The sequence below is a fragment of the Carnobacterium sp. genome (genome assembly GCF_049673005.1).
Taxonomy (GTDB): Bacteria; Bacillota; Bacilli; order Lactobacillales; family Carnobacteriaceae; genus Carnobacterium_A.
The window spans coordinates 25,572-46,384 of sequence record NZ_JBATXB010000087.1 but is presented as its reverse complement, the minus strand read 5'-3'; the positions used below and the strand labels follow the sequence as shown (position 1 = coordinate 46,384).

The window sequence follows — 20,813 nt, the reverse complement described above, 5'->3', positions numbered from 1 at the left end:
AGCCGGTATGGGTGGATTTGCTGCGACAGACGCTGTTGAAGGTGTCAGCATGGCAGATGAATTATTCGCTACTGTTGATAGTGTTGTGACTGGCGATAAGACAATCGAAGAATGGCAATCAGCAGTTGAAAAAGCAAGCGATCAATTGAGACCTGCTTTAAAATAAAAAATAAATTAAATTTCACGAAGTTTGAACGGTGAGGTTAATCCCTCATCGTTCTATTTATTAAATTGAGGTGAAGAGAATGAATAAGAAAAAAGAAAAGAATTTTTTTATAGCAGTCTGTATGACACCAGCTTTAATTTTATTAGGTGTGTTCATTTTTCTACCAACAGTTGAAGTTTTTAGAATGTCTATGTATAAATGGGGCGGTTTTTCTAATAATCAAGTATTTGTAGGATTGGATAATTTTAAAATATTATGGAACGATCTGAAATTTTTTAGAGCTTTCCAAAATAGTATCTTATTGATTGTTGTAGTCACACTTATTACAATGGTTTTTGCTATTTTATATGCTACGTTGCTTTCAAGAGAAAAAGTAAAGGGTGATAATCTATTCAGGATTATTTTCTATATCCCAAATATCTTATCTGTTGTTGTTATTTCGGGTATTTTTTCAGCTATTTACGATCCAAATACAGGATTGTTAAATAATCTTTTTTCAACATTAAAACTTGAAAATTTACAAAGACTTTGGTTAGGCGATCAAAAAATTGTTATCTATAGTATTGGTGGAGCTTTAGTTTGGCAAGCTATCGGTTATTATATGGTGATGTATATGTCAAGTATGGCTAGTATTCCAGAAAGTTACTATGAAGCTTCTGCCTTAGAAGGAGCAGGTCGTTTTGTTCAATTTTTCAATATAACTCTGCCCTTGATATGGAATAATATTCGCACAACGTTAACATTTTTTATTATCAGTACGATTAATCTAAGTTTTCTTTTAGTACAAGCAATGACAGGTGGAGGGCCAGATGGCTCAACCGAAGTGTTTTTAAGCTATATGTATAAACAAGCATACACAAATTCATCCTATGGTTATGGTATGGCAATTGGAGTGGTGATTTTCTTATTCTCATTCGCTTTAGCAGCTATAATTAGTCATATTACTAAACGCGATGTACTTGAGTATTAAGGAGGATGACACTAAAATGGAAAAAATAAAAAATATGAGTGTTGATAAGCTTTATCGTTTATTTATCTACATGGCTTTAATTACATTAGCCATTACAATATTTGTTCCTGTAGCTTGGGTGTTTTTAGCCTCAATTAAAGAAAATGCTGAATTTTATGGAAGTCCATGGGCAATGCCTAAAGGATTTTATTTTCAAAACTTTATAGATGCCTTTCAAAAAGCCAATATGGGGACATACTTATTAAATTCATTTATGGTAACAGCTCTTTCATTGGTTATTTTGTTAATTGTTGCTTTACCAGCAGCTTATGTTCTAGCCCGTTACACATTTAAAGGCAGCAAATTAATGAATTCATTCTTCAAAGCGGGTTTATTTATTAACGTAAACTATATTGTTGTTCCTATCTTCCTGATGTTATTAAAAGGAGACACTTTCTTAAGAACTTATTTTGGAGAAGGATTTTTGTTAGACAATTTGTTTGTTTTATCCATTGTTTATGCAGCAACAGCGTTGCCGTTTACGATTTATCTCTTATCGAGTTATTTCCAAACATTGCCCACTACGTTTGAAGAAGCAGCTTTTATTGACGGAGCGGGTTACTTCAAAACAATGATTCAAATTATGATACCGATGGCGCGTCCAAGCATTATTACGATTATTTTATTTAATTTCTTAACATTTTGGAATGAATATATCATTGCGTTGACATTAATCCCTGGTCAAAATAAAACGTTACCAGTTGGCTTGATGAATTTAATGGCTGCACAAAAATCAGCCGCTAACTATGGTCAAATGTATGCCGGTATGGTTATCGTTATGCTGCCAACATTAATACTATATATTTTAGTACAAAAGAAATTGACTCAAGGGATGAGCCTTGGAGGACTAAAAGATTAGAAAGAGGTTAATTAAAATGAAAAAGAGTACTGGAAGAGTTACTTTACCAAGTGAACAGAATTTTTTAGCAGAAACAAAAGAAATGATGAAACGTTGGGGAGCGGATGCAATTCGCGATAGCGATGGAACAAAATTAGACGATGAGATTAAAGAGCTAGATGCAAAAATTTATACAACTTATTTTGTTGCTCGTGCACACAATGATTTTGCTGAAAAACATTTAGAAGAATGCCAACAAATTTATTTGATGAGTCTTTTTCATACAGCTGTTTCAAAAGAGTTAACAATTCCGTTTATGGAAGGTTATTTTTCAGAACAGCTAAAACCTGATTTCCTTCATGATCCTAAGAAGTATTGGGAAGTCATTGACCGTACAACGGGGGATATCGTGGAAACAACAAATTGGGATGTCAATGAATCTGATGAAACAGTCATTATTTCTAATGCTATTCCATTCCATGAATACACAGTATCATTCTTAGTTTACGCGATATGGGATCCGACTCAAATGTATAATCACATCACAAACGATTGGGGCGATAAACCTCATGATATTCCATTTGATGTAAGACAACCTTATTCGAATGAATATATGAAAACCTATTTAAAGCAATGGTTGATTGATAATCCGGCAACAGATGTTGTTCGTTTCACAACTTTCTTCTATCACTTTACGCTTGTTTTTAATAATCTCGGAAAAGAAAAATTTGTGGACTGGTTCGGCTATGGTGCAAGTGTTTCTGTTGCAGCACTAGATGCTTTTGAAAAAGAAAAAGGGTACCGATTGAGACCAGAAGATATTGTCGACTGTGGGTATTACAATACATCATTCCGGATTCCTACGAAAACCTATTTAGATTACATGGATTTCATTCAATATTTTGTTGCTAAAGAAGCAAAAGAACTCGTTGATATCGTCCATGAGAGCGGAAAAGAAGCGATGATGTTCTTAGGAGACAACTGGATTGGGACAGAGCCTTATGGCAAGCACTTCGAAATGATTGGATTGGATGCGGTTGTAGGAAGCGTAGGGGGTGGGGCAACATTACGCATGATCGCTGATATCCCGCACGTTAACTACACAGAAGGGCGCTTCTTGCCTTACTTTTTCCCAGATACTTTCTTTGAAGGCAATGATCCGGTTATTGAGGCTAATGAAAATTGGCTAACAGCACGTAGAGCGATATTACGTAACCCTGTTGACCGCATTGGTTATGGCGGATATTTGAGTTTAGCGTATAAGTTTCCTGGGTTTGTCGATTATATTGCGGATATTACAGATGAGTTTCGTGAGATTTATGACACGATTAAAAATGTAAAACCCTACACTGGAATTAAGGTAGCTATTTTAAACTCGTGGGGTGAAATAAGAACGTGGCAAACACATATGGTTGCACATGCTCTGTGGTATAAACAAATTTATTCTTATTTAGGAGTCATTGAGTCGTTAAGTGGCGCTGCTGTTGATGTTGTTTTCATCAGCTTTGATGACGTGGTAAACAAAGGTATAGATAAAGACATCGATGTTATCATTAATGCAGGAGATGGAGGAACAGCATTCTCAGGCGGAAAAGAATGGATGAACGAAACTCTCATTACGACGGTTAGAAAATGGATCTATGAAGGTGGAGGCTTTGTTGGTATTGGTGAACCTACTGCATATCACCATGAAGGGCATTACTTTCAATTAGCAACTGCGCTTGGAGTAGATAAAGAGTTAGGGTTTAGTTTATCAACGGATAAATACTTTACAAGTGCGTTAGATAAACACTTTATTTCAGCAGACACAAGTACTTTTGATTTTGGTGAAACTATGAAAAACGTCTATGCTTTATCAGAAACGACTGAAATTATAGAATATTCTAATGGAGAAGTTCACTTATCAAGTAATGATTTTGGTGAAGGACGAGCAGTGTATATGGCAGGACTTCCTTACAGTCAAGACAATACAAGATTATTAATCCGTGCCTTATTCTATGCAGCCAACAAAGAAAATAACTTTAATAAATGGCATGCGAGCAATATTCAATGTGAAGTTCATGCTTATCCATCGATAAAAAAAATGGCTATTGTAAACAATTCAATGGTGGAGCAGCAAACAACGGTATATGATGGAGAAGGTCGTTCTTCAGAAGTAACGTTATCACCTAGTGAGATTCGGTGGGAGGAATACAAATGAAACAAAGTACCTGGATCATTGTGAAATTACTTATTTTTGTTGTTAGTTTAGGATTGGTTATTTATGGCCAAAGAACAACAGGTAAAATGGAATTAGGAATTATGTTAATTGGCTTAACAGGATTACTAGGGTTATTGTACAATTACAATCAAAAATACGTTTAATACGTGCCTTATTAAAACTTTATTGAAGCAACTCATTGCTTTGATAAGGTTTTAATTTTGATTAACAGAGACAAAAGGAGAATAAACATGAAAAAATCAATCGCATTAGATATCGGCGGAACAAAAATTGCTGCTGGAATAGTAACTGAATCAGGAGAGCTATCGCATCGCATGGAACTAAAAAGTGATGTTACCTCTAGTGAAACGTTATTTAATCAAGTGGTTCAATTAATCAATCAACTAGTAACAGATTCTGGTACCTCTTTAGATGAGATTGCAGGAATCGGTGTAGGGGTTCCAGGAAAAGTGGATATTCCTAATGGTGTAGCTGTTTTCCAAAACAATATTCCTTGGGAAAATTTTCCAGTTGTTAAACGTTTGAAAGAAATCTTTGAAGTGAAAACGATTGTTATTGACAACGATGTGTATATGGCAGCATACGCAGAATGGAAAATGGCTCAAATGAGTAATGAAGAAACGTTTGTTTATATGACTATAAGCACAGGTGTTTCTTGTACAACTATTCATAATGGTTCTTTTCTTAGAGGTGCTGGTTTTGCAGGTGAATTAGGTTTAATTCCTGTCCTTTCTGAATCTAATGACTCAAAAAATGAACGATTGGAGCAAGTTGGATCCGGTCCCGCAATCAAAAAACTAGCAGAAAAGAAACTTGGACTTAAAGAAACAACAACCAAGGATGTATTTGAAAATTATACAAAAGGTGTAGACGGTTATTTTATGATTATTGAAGAGATTGCAGATAATTTAGCACAAGGTGTTTATGCGGTTACTAGCCTAATTGATCCTCATAAAATTGTTTTTGGTGGAAGTGTCATTGTTAACAATCCTTTCTTGTTAACTGTTTTAAAAGAGAAGCTAAAACATTATTTAATTAAAGAACAAGAAACCATGTTAGACCGTTTATTTATCAGCCAGATAGCAAAAAACAATGGAATCATAGGTGCCGGTTTAAGCGTGTTTAAATAAAAGTATAGCTCTATTATCTTGACAGTAACTTACTGAGAGATAATAGAGCTTTTTTTATAAAAAGATAACGCTTTCTATTGACAGGCTTTTTTAGATGATATATAGTTAAGTCAACTGGTAGGTACCAGTAATGACCAGTAGAGGATAGTGAATAATAATGATCCATAAAAATAGTGCGACACCTTTGTATACTCAACTTGTTGAGATTCTAATAAATGACATTACTAAAAAAATGCAATCGAATGATAAAATGATGTCAGAGAGAGAAATTTGCCAATTATATGATGTTAGTCGTACAACAGTTAGATTAGCTTTAGCAGAATTAGAAAATTCAGGATACATATACAAGCGACATGGTCGAGGAACTTTTGTATCCGGAGCTTTAAAAGAACGGAAAAACTTAATGGATAATTATAGTTTTACAGACCACATGCGTCAATTAGGTAAAGAACCAAAAACGATTGTTGTAACTTTTGAGATAGATGCTGTCAATCCTATGGTTGCAAAACAAATGGGGTTAAAAGAAGGAGAAGAAGTTTATCGATTAGAACGAATTCGTTTAGCTGATTCAGAGCCAATGATGTTTGAAATTAGTTATATCCCAGTTTATTTATTTGAAAACTTAACTAAGGAGCGTTTGTCGTTCAAACCATTATATGAAATTTTTAGAGAAGATTACAATCAAACGGTTAAAATCGCGGACGAAGAATTCTCAGCTAGTTTGGTTAATGATGAAGAAGCAGAGATGCTAGAAGTTGACTTCTTCGCGTCGTGTTTAAGAATTCAGCGAACTTCTTACAACAAGCAAAATGTTGTAATTGAATACACAAGTAGTGTAGCTAGAAGTGATCAATTTGTTTATAAAGTACGACATTCTAAATAAAAAATGAAAAGAGGGTACACTATGATTGGACTTGTTTTATGTGGTCATGGAGATTTTGCAAGCGGTTTATATTCATCGGTGAAATTAATAGCAGGAGAACAAGAAAAATTTAATGTTATTAATTTTTCAGAAGGAATAAGTTCAGAAAAACTTCAAGCATTATTAGATAGTGCAGTTGAAACAGTTGATCAAGGGCAAGGCGTTGTTATATTTACAGATATTCCTGGAGGAACACCATTTAATCAATCGGTTATTCTTTCTACAAGAAAAGAAAACATCAGAGTGATCTCAGGTACGAATTTACCAGCGGTACTAGACGGGTGTTTTAGTCGGGAGTTACCACTAGATAACTTTACAACTAAAGTATTAGATTCAGGTAGAGAAGGCTTGCAAGAATTTATCCAAAAGAAAAAAAGTAGCGTCAATTCAGATATGGAAGACGGAATATAATAAAAGGAGTGTTCAGATTTGTTTACATTAAACCAAGAGGAATTAGAAAATTTAGGTGCAACCATTACGACAAGAGAGATTGCACAACAACCAGACTTATGGGATGAAGCATTTTCAACTTATACAGAAAAAAAGAGTGAAATTGGAGCGTTTTTAAACAAACTGACTGAAAAGTATACTAAAATGAGAGTTATTTTCACAGGAGCGGGCACTTCTGCATACGTAGGGGATACCATTACCCCTTACTTAAAAGGAAAAGTTGATGAGAATCACTGGGAATTAAGCAGTATCCCAACAACAACGCTAGTTTCTAACCCGTATCAATTTTATAAATCTGATATCCCAACTTTATTGGTTTCATTTGCAAGAAGTGGGAATAGTCCTGAAAGTGTTGCAAGTGTAGAATTAGGTAAACAAATCGTAACGGACTTTTATCAACTAACCATCACATGTGCCAAAGATGGCGAATTAGCAAAACGTGCACAAGGAGATAATGATAATTTAGTTTTACTTATGCCAGAACTTTCAAATGACCAAGGTTTCGCTATGACAGGTAGTTACTCATGTATGACATTAACGGCTCTTTTAGTTTTTGATACTATCTCAGAAAATGAAAAAGAAGAACACGTTAAAACGATTCGTAAAATGGGCTCATCTGTCATAGAAAGAGTGTCAGAGATCCAAAAAGTTATTGACGAAGATTATGATCGCATTATTTATTTAGGATCAGGAAGTCTTGAAGGCTTAACAAGAGAGACTCAATTAAAAGTACTTGAATTAACAGCAGGAAAAGTTGTAACGGCTTTTGACTCATCATTAGGCTTTAGACACGGACCAAAATCATTTGTAAATGAAAAAGCATTAGTCTTTGTATTTGTATCAAACCAATCTTATACACGTAAATATGACTTAGATATCTTAAAGGAACTAAAAGCTGATGGAATTGCACAATCTGTTGTTGCGATTGAAACAACTGGTAAAGATAACTACGATGGTGACACATTCTCATTTGGTATTGAAGGGACAGATGTTCCGGATGCTTATCTAGCACTACCTTATGTCATGTACGGACAAACCGTTTCGTTACTTTCTTCTATTAAAGTAGGAAACAAACCAGATACACCATCACCAAGTGGAACCGTTAACCGCGTTGTAAAAGGCGTAACGATTTACGATTATAAGAAATAAAAAAACAATCTAGGGGGAATAACTTATGGGAACACCAAATATTTTATTAACAAGAATTGATAATCGTTTAATACATGGTCAAGTCGGAATGACTTGGACCAACACATTAGGAGCTAACTTAGTCATTGTTGCCAATGACGACGTAGCTACTGATGAGGTTCAGCAAAACTTGATGGATATGGTTTTGCCAGAAACCGCTCAAAGTCGTTTCTTTACTATCGAAAAAACCATTCGTATTATTGATAAAGCTGCACCACATCAAAAGATTTTGTTAGTGGTGCGTACACCTGAGGATGCGTTGAGACTTGTCGAAGGAGGAGTACCATTAAAAGAAATTAACGTTGGAAATCTACATTTTTCAGAAGGGAAAAAACAAATTTCTCCAGTTGTATCTGTAGATGAAAGCGATATCGCTATCTTTAAAAAACTAGATGCTTTAGGCGTTAAGTTAGAAGTAAAAGGAATACCAAACGAACGTGGTTTTGATTTAATGACAAAAATTTAATACAGTTTTACTAATAATAGAATAAGGGAGGAAAAAAGATGTTTATTCAAGCATTGCTAATTGGTTTATGGGCAGGAATTGCTGGTATTGATCAATTTAACGGCTTAACACATATTCACAGACCGATTGTCACAGGGGCAGTCGTTGGACTTATTTTAGGAGATTTTACAACAGGTTTGATTGCTGGTGCAACACTAGAGCTCGTATGGGCTGGAATGGTTCCACTGGCTGGAGCACAGCCTCCTAACGTTGTTATTGGAGGAATCATCGGTACAGCTTTCGCAATCTTATCAGGACAAGCACCTGAAGTGGCTGTAGGTATTGCCGTTCCTTTTGCCGTTGCGGGTCAAGCTCTTATTACTTTATTGTTTACAGCTTATTCTCCAATCATGCATAAAATGGATGACTACGCCATGAAAGGCGATACAAAATCCATTGATCGTTTAAATTATATGGGTCCTGTTTTCCTATTCATTTTCTTTTTCGTCATTTCATTCTTACCTATCTATTTTGGGGCTGAACAAGCAGCAGGAATAGTTGGTTTATTACCAGCTTGGTTAATCGGTGGATTAGGCGTTGCAGGTGGTATCATGCCCGCAGTTGGTTTTGCAATGTTGCTTAAAATTATGTTCAAATGGACTTATGCACCATTCTTCGCAATGGGCTTTGTTGCAGCAGCTTATCTAGAATTACCGATTCTTGCAGTCGCTATTTTAGCAGTGGCTATTGCTGGATATGACTACATGGCTCAAGGAAACGCTCCTAAAACTGCACCCGTTGTAGCTAGTGGGATTGATGAAGAGGAGGACTATAGTGATGGCATCTAAAGAGACAGCAACTACGATAAATAAAGATGAATTTATAAAAAACACCTATAATGACCCAACAATTGACAAGGTTATAACAAAAAAAGATTTAAATAGAATGGTTTGGCGTTCATTGATGTTACAATCTTCATTTAACTACGAAAGAATGCAAGGTGGAGGTTGGACATTTGGTCTGATTCCAGGATTGAAAAAAATTCATAAAGATAAAGAAGACCTTTCAGTCGCTTTATTGGATCATATGCAATTCTTTAACACTCACCCATTTTTGGTGACATTTGTTCAAGGTATTATTATTGCAATGGAAGAAAATAAAGAAGACAGAGCAACTATTCGAGGCATTAAAGTAGCTCTAATGGGACCTTTAGGTGGTATCGGTGATGCGATGTTCTGGCTAACACTATTGCCAATCGCTGGAGGAATTGGAGCTTCACTTTCTTCGCAAGGCAACGTAGCTGGACCGATTATTTTCTTGATTGCATTTAATATTGTTCACTTTGGTCTAAGATTCTTCTTAATGCACTATGGTTATAACACTGGTACTAAAGCCATTTCTTCACTAAAAGAGGGCACAAAGAAAATTTCTCGTGCAGCTTCTATTGTAGGTCTAGCAGTTGTTGGAGCCTTGATTGCGTCTTATGTTAACTTCAAACTCGGATTAGTTATTCAAGCAGGTGAAATACCCGTTAACATCCAAGAAGGTGTAATTGATCAAATTATGCCTAAACTGCTTCCATTAGCTTATACATTCTTCTGTTATTGGTTATTGAAAAAAGGGAAATCTCCTCTGACTCTAATCGGTATGACAGTATTAATTGGGGTTATTGGTAGTTTAGTAGGATTATTCTAACAAGTTTAAGGGGAATTTATTCCCCTTTTTATATTAAGACTAGCAGAGAATAACTAAAGAGTAAAAAGGTGGAATAAGTCATGTTAAAATACGTTTTTGCAGAAAAATTTTTTCTGGAAAATGAAGTTGTAGGACCTGGTTATTTAGAAATTAAAGAAGGAACATTTGGGGACTTCTATAAAGATAAACCAAATGAAACAAAAGAAGTTTTAGACTATTCAGGATATAGTATTGCGCCTGGTTTAGTAGATACTCATATTCACGGTTTTAAGAATCATGACTTAATGGCTACAGATGAGGAAGGATTAAATAGTATTTCAGAAGGCTTACTTTCTTGTGGAGTTACTTCTTTCTTAGCCACAACGTTAACTTCTTCAACTGAGATATTAAACAAAGTCGTGAAAATGGTTGGCGATAATTATAAATCTGTAAAGGGTGCCAAAATAAAAGGAATTTTTTTAGAAGGACCATTCTTTACTGAAAAATATAAAGGAGCACAAAATCCTAAATATTTTGGTGATCCAACAATTGATAAGTTAAAGACTTGGCAAGAATTATCCAGTGGAACCATTAAAAAAATTGCTATTGCTCCAGAAAGAAAAGGAGTTCTTGAGTTTATCGAGTATGCAACTAAAAATAATATAAATGTGGCTTTAGGTCATAGTAATGCAACCTATGAAGAAGCTAAGTTAGCTGTAGAAAAAGGTGCTTCTCTTTTTGTACACACTTATAACGGTATGAGACCTTTGAATCACCGCGAACCCGGTATGGTTGGTGCAGCAATGAATTTAAAAGATGTCTTTGCCGAATTAATCTGTGATGGTCACCACGTACATCCAGTAGCTGCTAATATATTGATGGATGTTAGAGGAAGAAAAGAAACCGTTCTAATAACCGACTGTATGATGGCTGGAGGGATGCCAGAGGGCCAGTATGAATTGGGTGAGTTTCCTGTTGAAGTAAAAGATGGAGCAGCGCGCCTTGAAAGTGGATCATTGGCTGGTAGTGTCTTAGAATTAAAAGATGCAGTAAAAAATGTTGTGAAATGGGGAATTGCTACACCTGAAGAAGCGATTTATATGGCAACTGCAGTTCCTGCTAAAAGTGTTGGAATAGATAACGAGTGCGGAAAAATTGCGCCGGGTTATGCAGCTGATTTTATCGTGTTAAATTCACATTTAGATTTACAAGCGACGTTCTTAAACGGCGACTGCCGTTACCAAATTAACTAGATAGGGGATAGTATATATGCTAACGTTATCACATACTAAATTAGAAGCATTAAAACGTTTATCAGATGAAAATGGAATTATTGGAGCTTTAGCTATCGACCAACGTGGATCATTGAAAAAAATGATTGCTGCTGGTAGTACAACAGATGTAGGGGATGAAGGGATTATTCGCTTTAAAGAACTAGTTTCAGAAGAATTAACGCCTTATGCAACCTCTATTTTACTAGATCCAGAATATGGTTTACCTGCAGCAAAAGTGCGCGATAAAAATGCAGGATTATTAGTAGCTTATGAAAAAACAGGATATGATGCAACAGAACCAGGTCGTTTACCAGATTTATTAACACAATGGTCAGTAAAAAGATTAAAAGCAGCTGGTGCAGATGCAATTAAATTCTTGCTTTACTATGATGTAGATGAAGATACAACTATTAATGAACAAAAACATGTCTTTATGGAACGCGTAGGGTCAGAGTGTTTAGCGGAAGATATTCCATTCTTTTTAGAAATCGTAACCTATGATGCAACAAATGAGGATGTAAAAGGCGCAGAATTTGCGAAAGTAAAACCGCACAAAGTTATCGAAGCGATGAGAGAATTCTCTAAACCAGACTACAATGTTGATGTTTTAAAAATAGAAGTTCCAGTAAATATGAACTTTGTAGAAGGATATGCTAAAGACGAGACGGTTTATACAAAAGAAGAAGCAGCCGCTTACTTTAAAGAACAAAGTGAAGCAACCGAGTTGCCCTTTATTTTCTTAAGTGCAGGCGTTACAGCAAAGTTGTTCCAAGATACATTAGTATTCGCAAAAGAAGCGGGCTCAACATTTAACGGTGTACTATGTGGCCGTGCAACTTGGTCAGAAGGTGTAACTCCTTATGCAACAAAAGGAGAAGGAGTGGGACGTGACTGGTTAAAGTCAACTGGGAAGAAAAATATTGAAGAATTAAATGCTGTTTTAAATACAACCGCATCATCTTGGTTTAATAAAATAAGTAAATAAAATGAGAAAAAAACCAACTTCATAAAACGGAAGTTGGTTTTTCTCATTAATACAGTATGTTCGGATTTCGAGGATATTTACTTTAAAAATTAAACAGGTTTTCTTTTTAATCCTGTAATTTGCGGCTATATTCTTTGTTAAAACGATTTCGTACATTATTCTGTCACATTTGAGAAGAATAGTCTTGAAAAATAAGGTGCATATTATCATATAGAAAATGTTGGTGCTATACTAAATTTAGGTCAAAGGTTGCACCCTCATCAGTAAGTAGAATCTCTACTGTAAATCTGATAGCAACGTTTCCTAAAATTTTATACTCTTCTTTACCTCGATTTATATTTTCCTACCTTAATTTATCACTCTCAAAAAAAATCCAAAAAGTAAAAAAACAGATCGATAATACCATTCGTTTATTTAGTGAACGCAATTATCCTGTTTAATAAAAAGATTCCATCTTATTTTCGTTTACCTCATTAGTAAATACTCTTTAGAAAAGTTAGTACACCTCTCACAAAGTTTTACTCTTCAAAAAAAGTTTCTGTTGAACCCGGAAATACACCCTCTCGAACAAACCTCTAAAGAGTATTTACTATATTAAATTTTCATAATCTGATTTAATCCCTCTATTTTTTAGAAACCCTCATTTTAAGCATGATCCCTTATATTTATTAATTTATTCTAGTATGTGCATCTTAAATTATATTTGTAAAAAAACGAATATACTTAGGTTTATTTCTTATACCCTTTTTTTAAACAATTTAATATAACTATAATTAACAGGAGGACAGGACAATGGAGGATACACTTGGGTTGGCTTCAATTTTTACTACACTAAAGAAAAGAATTTTTATGATTATCGGTTTAGGTTTATTAGGTCTTGGATTAATGATTGCGTATACTCTAATTTTTGTTACCCCTCAATTTTCTTCTAGTACACAACTATTAGTTAATCGTATAACTTCTGAAACTACTGGAGCTGAAGTAAACGATATCGATAAAGATATTAAAATGATAAATACGTATAAGGATATTATTAAAGGACCAGTAATTCTAGATCAAGTCAGAGAAGAGTTAGATACTCCTCTAACTACAGATGAACTTTCCGGGAAAATTATTATTGAAACGGAAGAAAGTTCACAAGTTTTTTCTATTAATGTTACCGACGAAGATCCATACGTCGCAGCAAGATTAGCAAATAATGTAGCAGCAACATTTAAAGATGAAATAGGAACGATTATGAAAGTAGATAATGTCACTATAATTTCAAAAGCCATACCTAAAAGTACTCCTATTTCTCCAAATGTTCCATTAAATGCGATAGTTGGTTTAATTGCAGGATTAATGCTGGGTATAGGATTAACATTTTTCCTTGAGTTAATGGATAAGACAATTAAATCAGATAATTATATCACTGAAAAAGTAGAATGGACTATTTTAGGTAGTGTTTATGAAATCAATACGGATGAAACAACTATTGAAAAAGAAACGAATCAGCTTAATTTAAATCTACAAAGAATAAATAGTAAAGAATAAAGGGGGAGAAAAATGATGTTCAAAAAGAAATCTACAGACACAAAAAGTTCACCTTCTAAATTGGTTACGTTAACTAAACCAGGATCTGTAATATCAGAACAATTTAAGACAATTCGGACGAATATTCAATTTTCAATTTTTGATAAAGAAATTAAGACAATCGCTATTACTTCAGACATGATGGGGGCAGGGAAATCAACTATGGCTGCTAATCTTGCAGTATCTTTTTCCTTGCAAGGCAAAAAAGTTATATTAATTGATTCAGATATGAGAAAACCGACTATTCATCATTTTTTTAATCTACCGAATCACGATGGCTTAACGTCACTTTTAACAGATAGGTCAATAGAACTTAGTGATATGGTTCATCATACAGCTATTGATAATTTATTTATTCTTACAAGTGGCTTGATTCCACCTAATCCCTCTGAACTATTAGCTTCTAAGAGAATGGATGAGCTATTAGTTGAATTAGATAAAGACTATGACTTGATCGTTTTTGACCTACCACCAGTGATGATTGTTACTGATGCACAAATAATGGCTAGTAAAGTCGATGGAACAATTGTTGTTATTCGAAAAGATAACACTACAAAAGATAAAATTATGCAATCTAAAATCTTGCTTCAAAAAGTGAATGCTAACGTAATTGGCGTTATTTTAAATCGTAAAAAAGTAGAAGAAAATCTTGATTATGGTTATTATACAGCCATAAACTAATAGTTAACTGATTTACACCTCAGGTTATTCCCCGAACAAAATCCAGGTTACATTAACCACGTTAAAGAGAGAAGAGTGACATTATGAGTAGAAAATTAAAAAAAATATCTTTAGTAACTTATGATAGTTTAGCCATTTGTCTATCAGCATTCTTAGCTTATCTCTTTTTAAACCCCTACATCATAGTACCTAAATTTTTTTATTTGGTCAGTATGCTAATGAGTATAGCTATGTATTTAGTATTTGCTTCTTATTTTAAAATTTTTAATCATATTAATCGATACATGAGCCTGAAGGAAGTTTTCACACTGGTTATAGTCTTAAATTTAACATTTCTGTCCGTTGGACTTCTTTCGTTTATTACTAAAACAACTATTACTTTGCGCTTCCTATTGCTGATAACTCTATTCTCTGCAATTTTTATTATTGGAATTCGCGTAATATGGCGGACCTATCATGAATACCAATGCAAACAATTAAAGCGAAAAAGATTAAAAAATCAAATTAGAACGTTAATTATTGGTGCTGGTGAAGGGGGTAATATTTTTATCCGAGGACTAAAACAAAATTATAATGAAATAAAAATTATTGGTATTTTAGACGATGATCCTTTTAAACAAAAAACCCAGTTATATGATATTCCCGTTCTAGGGACAATAAAAGATATCCCCGATTTAATAGCTTTACATCACATTCAACAACTTACTATAGCAATCCCATCGTTAAAACCTCAAAAATATAAAGAAATCCTTGATAGCTGTAATCATCTCACTGTAAAAGTTAATTTAATGCCATCGATTGAAGATGTACTCCAAGGTAAGCTATCCGTTACCCAGTTTAAAGAAGTAGACGTTGTTGATTTACTCGGGAGAAAAGAAGTAAAACTGAATATGAAGCAAATTTTATCTGAATTAACAAATAAAACCATCTTAGTAAGTGGGGCAGGAGGGTCAATTGGTTCTGAAATCTGTCGTCAAATAGCTCAGTTTTCCCCAAAACGATTAATTTTATTAGGACATGGTGAAAATTCTATTTACCAAATTGATAGGGAATTGAGAAATCTTTATAGTAAAAAGATTGAAATTATCCCAGTAATCGCAGATGTACAAGACCGGAAATGTATTTTTGAAACGATGCAAAATTATCAGCCAGATCGTGTTTATCATGCTGCAGCACATAAACATGTTCCAATGATGGAATACAATCCCAAAGAAGCCGTAAAAAATAATATTTATGGAACGAAAAATATGGCGGATGCTGCTAAAGCTACAGGGGTCGATAGTTTTGTGATGATTTCTACCGATAAAGCTGTAAATCCACCAAATGTAATGGGAGCAACAAAACGAATTGCAGAAATGATTGTTACCGGATTAAATGAGCCTGGAAAAACAAAATTTGCTGCTGTACGTTTTGGGAATGTTTTAGGAAGCCGTGGAAGTGTTGTTCCATTATTTAAAGAACAAATAAAAAATGGCGGACCTATTACCATTACCGACTTTCGTATGACCCGCTACTTTATGACTATTCCTGAAGCTAGCAGATTAGTGATACAAGCTGGTACTTTAGCAAAAGGAGGAGAAGTTTTTATTTTAGATATGGGAGAACCGGTTAAAATTTTAGATTTAGCTAGAAATGTAGTGAGGTTAAGCGGTTACTCAGAAAAGGATATCAAAATAGTAGAAACAGGTATTCGACCAGGAGAAAAACTGTACGAAGAACTTCTAGTAGCAGATGAACAAAGTCAAGAACAAGTTTACGATAAAATATTTGTTGGAAAAGTTAAAAACATGGCTACTAATCAAGTAATGAATTTTGTTTATGGCTTGGAAAATTGCAAACCAAATGAATTAAAAGAACAATTATTAGAGTTTACAAATAATAAAACAACAAAAAATAATGAGGCAGTTTTCGTTGACCACGGTACTAGCGAACTGCTGGGAGGAGAGTTATCTAATGTATGAAAACTATGTAAAACGTGATTTAGATATTTTATTTTCACTACTACTCATTATTGTCACTTCTCCAATTTTAATTATTAGTGCTTTATTAATTAAATATGAAACAAAAGGGCCCGTTTTCTTTAGACAAGATAGAGTAGGGAAAAACTGCAAAGAATTTAAAATTTATAAATTTAGAACAATGAGAATTGAAACTGTACTAAACGGTCAGCTTTTAACGGATAGTCAACGCATAACAAAAATCGGTGCTTATTTAAGAAAAACAAGTATTGATGAGCTTCCTCAATTATTTAATATTTTGATGGGAGAAATGAGTTTTATTGGACCAAGACCTTTGTTGCCTCAATATTTAGAGCTTTATGATAAAGATCAATTAAGAAGACATGAAGTAATGTCCGGTATTTCAGGTTGGGCGCAAGTTAATGGTAGGAATACGATTAGTTGGGAAGATAAATTTAAATTGGATGTTTACTATGTTAACCATGTTTGTATCAAAATGGATATAAAGATTTTGTTTTCTACTATTTACAAAGTTTTTGGCAGGAAGAATATCGATTACTCAGCGAATGATACGATGCCCTACTTCAAAGGCGAAGCGAAATAACCGTTTTATAAATCTGTAACGAATCGAATAGTTTAGGAAGGAAGTGTTGTATATGGAACGTATTCTATTATCTTCTCCTCATATGTCTGGTAACGAGCAAACTTATATTAATGAAGCATTTGAAACAAACTGGATTGCACCACTTGGCCCAAACGTTGTTCGCTTCGAAAAAGATATTGCGAACTATGTTGGTGTGAAAAGTGCAGCTGTTACTGACTCAGGTACAGCTGCCATTCATTTAGCACTAAGCGTTTTGGGAGTTGGAAAAGGAGATACTGTTTTTTGTTCAACGTTTACTTTTGTAGCTAGTGCTAACCCGGTACTATACTTAGGATCAGATATTGTGTTTATTGATTCTGAACCAGAAACTTGGAACATGTCGCCAGTTGCACTTTATCGTGGATTAAAAGAAGCCGAAAAAAAAGGAGAGCGACCAAAAGCCATTATCGTTGTTAACTTGTATGGTCAATCAGCCAAGATGGACGAACTATTAGAGGTAGCTAATCGTTTTAACGTTCCAATTATTGAAGATGCGGCAGAATCATTAGGATCTGAATATAAAGGTAAAAAAAGTGGTTCGTTTGGTAAATTAGGCATTTATTCTTTTAATGGAAATAAAATTATTACCACTTCAGGTGGAGGAGCATTGGTTTCAGAAGATGAAGATTTAATAGAAAAAGCAGTGTTTCTAGCAACACAAGCACGTGATAATGCACCGCATTACCAGCACTCAGTAATAGGTTATAACTATCGTATGAGTAATGTTGTCGCAGGTATAGGAAGGGCACAACTTGAAGTTTTAGATGAACGAGTCTCACAACGCAGAGCGATCTATGATCGCTACCATCAAGAATTATCTTCTATTGATGGAATTAACTTTATGCCAGAATTAGAGAATACGATGTCAAATAGATGGCTAACGACACTAACTTTTGATCCAGCTATTGTTCGATTTTCGCCTTATGATCTGATGGATTTAATGAGTAAAAAGAATATTGAGTCTCGTGTTTTATGGAAACCACTCCACTTACAACCATTATTTGTAAACAAAAAATTCTATGAGCACAACCAAGAAGAAAATTCAGTTTCGGAAGATTTGTTTTCAACTGGTTTATGTCTTCCTTCTGGATCAAACATGACAGAAATCCAACAAGAGTATATTATTCATAGTTTGAAAAAATTATTAAGTAAGCGCCTGTTGGTTAATCAACTTTAGTTAACGTGAGGAGCGAATATCATGGAAAAAGTATTGATGTTAGCGTCTGTTTCATCGATGATTTATCAGTTTAATATGCCGAATATCCGTCTTCTTAAGAATCAAGGCTATGAAGTGCATGTCGCTGCCAATTTTGAACAAGGTAGTCCAGCTTCTTTAGAAAATGCTGAAGAATTAAAAAATGAATTACTCGAACTAGGGGTCTTTTATCATCAAATTGATTGTAAACGTGGCGTAGGAGATTTATCATCCCACATCCATTCTTATCGTCAAATAAAGAAAATTATAGAAACAAATCATTTTTCATTTATTCATTGTCATACTCCGATTACAGGAGCTTTGACTAGAATAGCCGCTAAAAGAAATAGCGTTCCAGTTATTTACACCGCTCATGGATTTCATTTCTTCCAAGGAAGTCCTTTAAAAAACTGGTTATTTTATCCAATTGAAAGGGTCTTATCTAGTTATACCGATGTATTAATAACGATTAATCAAGAAGATTATAAGCGAGCAAATGAGTCTTTTAAAATGAAAACTAGTTACTATATTCCAGGGGTAGGTTTAGATACAGGTAAATATAGTAATGCAGTTGTTGATAGAAAGAAACTGAGAGAAGAAATAGATGTACCAGAAGATTCAACTGTTTTATTTTCTGTTGGAGAAATAAGCAGTAGGAAAAATCATGAAACGGCTATTCGGGCTTTATCTAAAACAATCAATCAAAGTATTTATTATGTTATTTGTGGACAAGGAGAACTGGAACCTTATTTAAAACATTTATCAAAAGAATTGAACATTGAGAAACGAGTAAAATTTTTAGGGTTTAGAACAGATATTGCTCAATTGTGCAAAGCTTCAGATATTTATATCTTTCCTTCACAAAGAGAAGGGTTAGGAATTGCAGCTATTGAAGGAATGGCTAGTGGATTGCCTCTTATTTCTTCTTATGTAAATGGTATTAGAGATTATACAAAAAATGAAGAAACCGGCTATTGTTTAGATCCATTTGATATTAATGGTTTTACGAGTGCAATGGATAAACTGAGCAGTGATAAAGATTTAAGAAGGAAAATGGGTAAGCATAATAAAGAAGCAGCAAAACGATTTGATAGTAAGAATGTTAATAATCTGATGGAAAAAATATATATAGAAATGAAAACGAAGAAAATTATAGAAGAAGAGTTCGTTTTGAATAAGGAATCTATTGGAACTGAACAGCACGTTAAGTAATGAACAACTCAATAGGAGGTGGATAAAAGTGAAGAAGAGCAAGTTACTTTATCTAACACTACAACAATTATTATTTCTAATGTACTTTATATTAAGTTATTTTATTTACACACTAGCGATGAAACAAGGAAATGAAGGAGTCGCAATTCAAATTCTTGGAGGGAAAGATGATGGCTTTTTCTACTGGGAGCAAGCAAAAAATATAGTCTCTGGTGAGTACGCTATTCTCACTTCAATCTATCCTCTGATTATTGGGACAATAGTAAAACTGACAGGAATAGAAGATGTATATATTATAAGGTTCTTTAATTATCTTGGTTTTGTAGGATTTGTATTTATCAGTACCTGGATAATTGACTTTATATTTAAGTACACAAATAAAAACAGTAATGAAATGATAAATGAACGGTTTAATTCAAAAACAATACTAATCCTTGCTTTTGTATGTTATTCCAGTTTAATTATGTATTCTACGTTTTCAATCTACCGTGATATCTGGATTATGTTTTTTTATCTCTTATCTGTTTTCTTAAGCGGATTAATTATTTTTGACTACAGAAAATATGCCCTTATAATTCTTTTTTTAATCCCAATTTTATGGATTATGGGAGAGTTAAGATTTTATGCTGCGGGTTCTTTTATGGTAACGATTATTATTTACTTTAGTTATAAGCAATTCAAAAAGTTGAAACGACCCGTTGTAGCAATCAGTGTTTTTTTCACTATCTTTATACTTTACTATACTTTTATGATGGACTATCCATTACCCTATCTAAAAATGTCACTGGGAGATGCCTTAGAATATAGATCTAGCGCGTTAACAAATTTTTCAGGTGGTAGTCAAATGTATATTAATTTAAAACAACCATTTTTCGGTACTTTTTTTGTTAATTATTTTCATAGTTATTTAAGTAACTTTATCGGTCCATTACCTTGGCAAATTAATGGATTTAGCACATTATTACTATTTATTGTTGAGTCTGTACCTATGATAGGTTTGCTAAGATTTTTATGGATTAAAAAAAATAGTCTTTCTCCCATTCATAACTATTTATTGTTACACGCATTTGTATGGTTCGGACTGATTGGACTATCTAACGATAATGTAGGTACTGCAGCAAGGCTTAGAATGATTGGTTGGGTACTCATTTTAATTGTTTTTGTAACAGTTTATTTTTCAGATAAAGGAAGTAAAGAAAAAGAGAAGGTTTAAAAATAAGTATAAATTGGACTGAATGAATTGAGAAGGT

General features: G+C 33.9%; 20 protein-coding genes. All 20 read left to right on the top strand.

Features of this window, described 5'->3' with window-relative positions; all coding sequences use genetic code 11:
* Window positions 1-245: 245 nt before the first annotated feature.
* The 20 genes from WBF61_RS06615 (at window position 246) to WBF61_RS06520 (ending at window position 20,776) form a co-directional block, all read left to right on the top strand.
* Window positions 246-1,136 (top strand): carbohydrate ABC transporter permease, encoded by an 891-nt coding sequence (locus tag WBF61_RS06615; protein ID WP_424255015.1) that lies wholly within the window; start codon window positions 246-248, stop codon window positions 1,134-1,136.
* A 16-nt stretch (window positions 1,137-1,152) separates the two neighbouring features.
* Window positions 1,153-2,034, top strand: coding sequence for a carbohydrate ABC transporter permease (locus tag WBF61_RS06610; RefSeq protein WP_424255013.1), 882 nt, complete (start codon window positions 1,153-1,155; stop codon window positions 2,032-2,034).
* A gap of 16 nt (window positions 2,035-2,050) precedes the next feature.
* A complete protein-coding gene (gnpA, locus tag WBF61_RS06605; RefSeq protein ID WP_424255012.1) occupies window positions 2,051-4,213 on the top strand; it encodes a 1,3-beta-galactosyl-N-acetylhexosamine phosphorylase in 2,163 nt (720 codons plus the stop codon).
* Complete coding sequence (locus tag WBF61_RS06600; RefSeq protein WP_424255010.1) at window positions 4,210-4,377, top strand: DUF6903 family protein; 168 nt, start codon at window positions 4,210-4,212, stop codon at window positions 4,375-4,377. Before gnpA ends, WBF61_RS06600 begins: the two co-directional genes overlap by 4 nt.
* A gap of 87 nt (window positions 4,378-4,464) precedes the next feature.
* Window positions 4,465-5,364 (top strand): ROK family protein, encoded by a 900-nt coding sequence (locus WBF61_RS06595; RefSeq protein WP_424255008.1) that lies wholly within the window; start codon window positions 4,465-4,467, stop codon window positions 5,362-5,364.
* Window positions 5,365-5,521: 157 nt separating this feature from the next.
* Window positions 5,522-6,247: a GntR family transcriptional regulator gene (locus WBF61_RS06590; RefSeq protein WP_424255006.1), complete on the top strand. Its 726-nt coding sequence runs from the start codon at window positions 5,522-5,524 to the stop codon at window positions 6,245-6,247.
* A gap of 21 nt (window positions 6,248-6,268) precedes the next feature.
* Window positions 6,269-6,697 (top strand): PTS galactosamine/N-acetylgalactosamine transporter subunit IIA, encoded by a 429-nt coding sequence (agaF, locus tag WBF61_RS06585; RefSeq protein WP_424255004.1) that lies wholly within the window; start codon window positions 6,269-6,271, stop codon window positions 6,695-6,697.
* An 18-nt stretch (window positions 6,698-6,715) separates the two neighbouring features.
* Window positions 6,716-7,885: an SIS domain-containing protein gene (agaS, locus tag WBF61_RS06580; RefSeq protein WP_424255002.1), complete on the top strand. Its 1,170-nt coding sequence runs from the start codon at window positions 6,716-6,718 to the stop codon at window positions 7,883-7,885.
* Window positions 7,886-7,910: 25 nt separating this feature from the next.
* Window positions 7,911-8,390, top strand: coding sequence for a PTS N-acetylgalactosamine transporter subunit IIB (agaV, locus tag WBF61_RS06575; RefSeq protein ID WP_424255000.1), 480 nt, complete (start codon window positions 7,911-7,913; stop codon window positions 8,388-8,390).
* Between the two features lie 38 nt (window positions 8,391-8,428).
* Window positions 8,429-9,217: a PTS N-acetylgalactosamine transporter subunit IIC gene (gene agaW, locus WBF61_RS06570; protein ID WP_424254998.1), complete on the top strand. Its 789-nt coding sequence runs from the start codon at window positions 8,429-8,431 to the stop codon at window positions 9,215-9,217.
* On the top strand, window positions 9,207-10,064 hold the full coding sequence (locus WBF61_RS06565) for a PTS system mannose/fructose/sorbose family transporter subunit IID (protein WP_424254996.1): 858 nt from the start codon (window positions 9,207-9,209) through the stop codon (window positions 10,062-10,064). The genes agaW and WBF61_RS06565 overlap by 11 nt, the downstream gene beginning before the upstream one ends.
* 80 nt (window positions 10,065-10,144) lie before the next feature.
* Window positions 10,145-11,296 (top strand): N-acetylglucosamine-6-phosphate deacetylase, encoded by a 1,152-nt coding sequence (gene nagA, locus WBF61_RS06560; protein WP_424254994.1) that lies wholly within the window; start codon window positions 10,145-10,147, stop codon window positions 11,294-11,296.
* 16 nt (window positions 11,297-11,312) lie between these two features.
* Window positions 11,313-12,302, top strand: coding sequence for a tagatose-bisphosphate aldolase (gene lacD / locus WBF61_RS06555; protein ID WP_424254992.1), 990 nt, complete (start codon window positions 11,313-11,315; stop codon window positions 12,300-12,302).
* Window positions 12,303-13,094: 792 nt separating this feature from the next.
* The gene (locus WBF61_RS06550) at window positions 13,095-13,835 is read left to right on the top strand and encodes a YveK family protein (protein ID WP_424254991.1); all 741 of its coding nucleotides are present in this window, start codon (window positions 13,095-13,097) and stop codon (window positions 13,833-13,835) included.
* 12 nt (window positions 13,836-13,847) lie between these two features.
* A complete protein-coding gene (locus WBF61_RS06545) occupies window positions 13,848-14,555 on the top strand; it encodes a CpsD/CapB family tyrosine-protein kinase (protein ID WP_424254989.1) in 708 nt (235 codons plus the stop codon).
* Between the two features lie 83 nt (window positions 14,556-14,638).
* Window positions 14,639-16,516 carry a polysaccharide biosynthesis protein gene (locus WBF61_RS06540; RefSeq protein ID WP_424254987.1) on the top strand — a complete coding sequence of 626 codons (1,878 nt, stop codon included), beginning with the start codon at window positions 14,639-14,641 and terminating at the stop codon, window positions 16,514-16,516.
* Entirely contained in the window at window positions 16,509-17,117 is a 609-nt protein-coding gene (locus tag WBF61_RS06535) for a sugar transferase (protein WP_424254986.1), read from the top strand. Before WBF61_RS06540 ends, WBF61_RS06535 begins: the two co-directional genes overlap by 8 nt.
* A 52-nt stretch (window positions 17,118-17,169) precedes the next feature.
* Window positions 17,170-18,333, top strand: coding sequence for a DegT/DnrJ/EryC1/StrS family aminotransferase (locus WBF61_RS06530; RefSeq protein ID WP_424254984.1), 1,164 nt, complete (start codon window positions 17,170-17,172; stop codon window positions 18,331-18,333).
* Between the two features lie 21 nt (window positions 18,334-18,354).
* Window positions 18,355-19,563, top strand: a complete 1,209-nt coding sequence (locus tag WBF61_RS06525) for a glycosyltransferase family 4 protein (protein ID WP_424254983.1) — start codon at window positions 18,355-18,357, stop codon at window positions 19,561-19,563.
* Window positions 19,564-19,591: 28 nt separating this feature from the next.
* Window positions 19,592-20,776 carry a hypothetical protein gene (locus WBF61_RS06520; protein WP_424254981.1) on the top strand — a complete coding sequence of 395 codons (1,185 nt, stop codon included), beginning with the start codon at window positions 19,592-19,594 and terminating at the stop codon, window positions 20,774-20,776.
* Window positions 20,777-20,813 lie beyond the last annotated feature (37 nt).

Bases quoted from the DNA above. Each gene is read 5' to 3' on its own strand.
- WBF61_RS06615 (WP_424255015.1), top strand. From the start codon at position 246: ATGAATAAGAAAAAAGAAAAGAATTTTTTTATAGCAGTCTGTATGACA.
- WBF61_RS06610 (WP_424255013.1), top strand. From the start codon at position 1,153: ATGGAAAAAATAAAAAATATGAGTGTTGATAAGCTTTATCGTTTATTT.
- gnpA (WP_424255012.1), top strand. From the start codon at position 2,051: ATGAAAAAGAGTACTGGAAGAGTTACTTTACCAAGTGAACAGAATTTT.
- WBF61_RS06600 (WP_424255010.1), top strand. From the start codon at position 4,210: ATGAAACAAAGTACCTGGATCATTGTGAAATTACTTATTTTTGTTGTT.
- WBF61_RS06595 (WP_424255008.1), top strand. From the start codon at position 4,465: ATGAAAAAATCAATCGCATTAGATATCGGCGGAACAAAAATTGCTGCT.
- WBF61_RS06590 (WP_424255006.1), top strand. From the start codon at position 5,522: ATGATCCATAAAAATAGTGCGACACCTTTGTATACTCAACTTGTTGAG.
- agaF (WP_424255004.1), top strand. From the start codon at position 6,269: ATGATTGGACTTGTTTTATGTGGTCATGGAGATTTTGCAAGCGGTTTA.
- agaV (WP_424255000.1), top strand. From the start codon at position 7,911: ATGGGAACACCAAATATTTTATTAACAAGAATTGATAATCGTTTAATA.
- agaW (WP_424254998.1), top strand. From the start codon at position 8,429: ATGTTTATTCAAGCATTGCTAATTGGTTTATGGGCAGGAATTGCTGGT.
- WBF61_RS06565 (WP_424254996.1), top strand. From the start codon at position 9,207: ATGGCATCTAAAGAGACAGCAACTACGATAAATAAAGATGAATTTATA.
- nagA (WP_424254994.1), top strand. From the start codon at position 10,145: ATGTTAAAATACGTTTTTGCAGAAAAATTTTTTCTGGAAAATGAAGTT.
- lacD (WP_424254992.1), top strand. From the start codon at position 11,313: ATGCTAACGTTATCACATACTAAATTAGAAGCATTAAAACGTTTATCA.
- WBF61_RS06550 (WP_424254991.1), top strand. From the start codon at position 13,095: ATGGAGGATACACTTGGGTTGGCTTCAATTTTTACTACACTAAAGAAA.
- WBF61_RS06545 (WP_424254989.1), top strand. From the start codon at position 13,848: ATGATGTTCAAAAAGAAATCTACAGACACAAAAAGTTCACCTTCTAAA.
- WBF61_RS06540 (WP_424254987.1), top strand. From the start codon at position 14,639: ATGAGTAGAAAATTAAAAAAAATATCTTTAGTAACTTATGATAGTTTA.
- WBF61_RS06535 (WP_424254986.1), top strand. From the start codon at position 16,509: ATGTATGAAAACTATGTAAAACGTGATTTAGATATTTTATTTTCACTA.
- WBF61_RS06530 (WP_424254984.1), top strand. From the start codon at position 17,170: ATGGAACGTATTCTATTATCTTCTCCTCATATGTCTGGTAACGAGCAA.
- WBF61_RS06525 (WP_424254983.1), top strand. From the start codon at position 18,355: ATGGAAAAAGTATTGATGTTAGCGTCTGTTTCATCGATGATTTATCAG.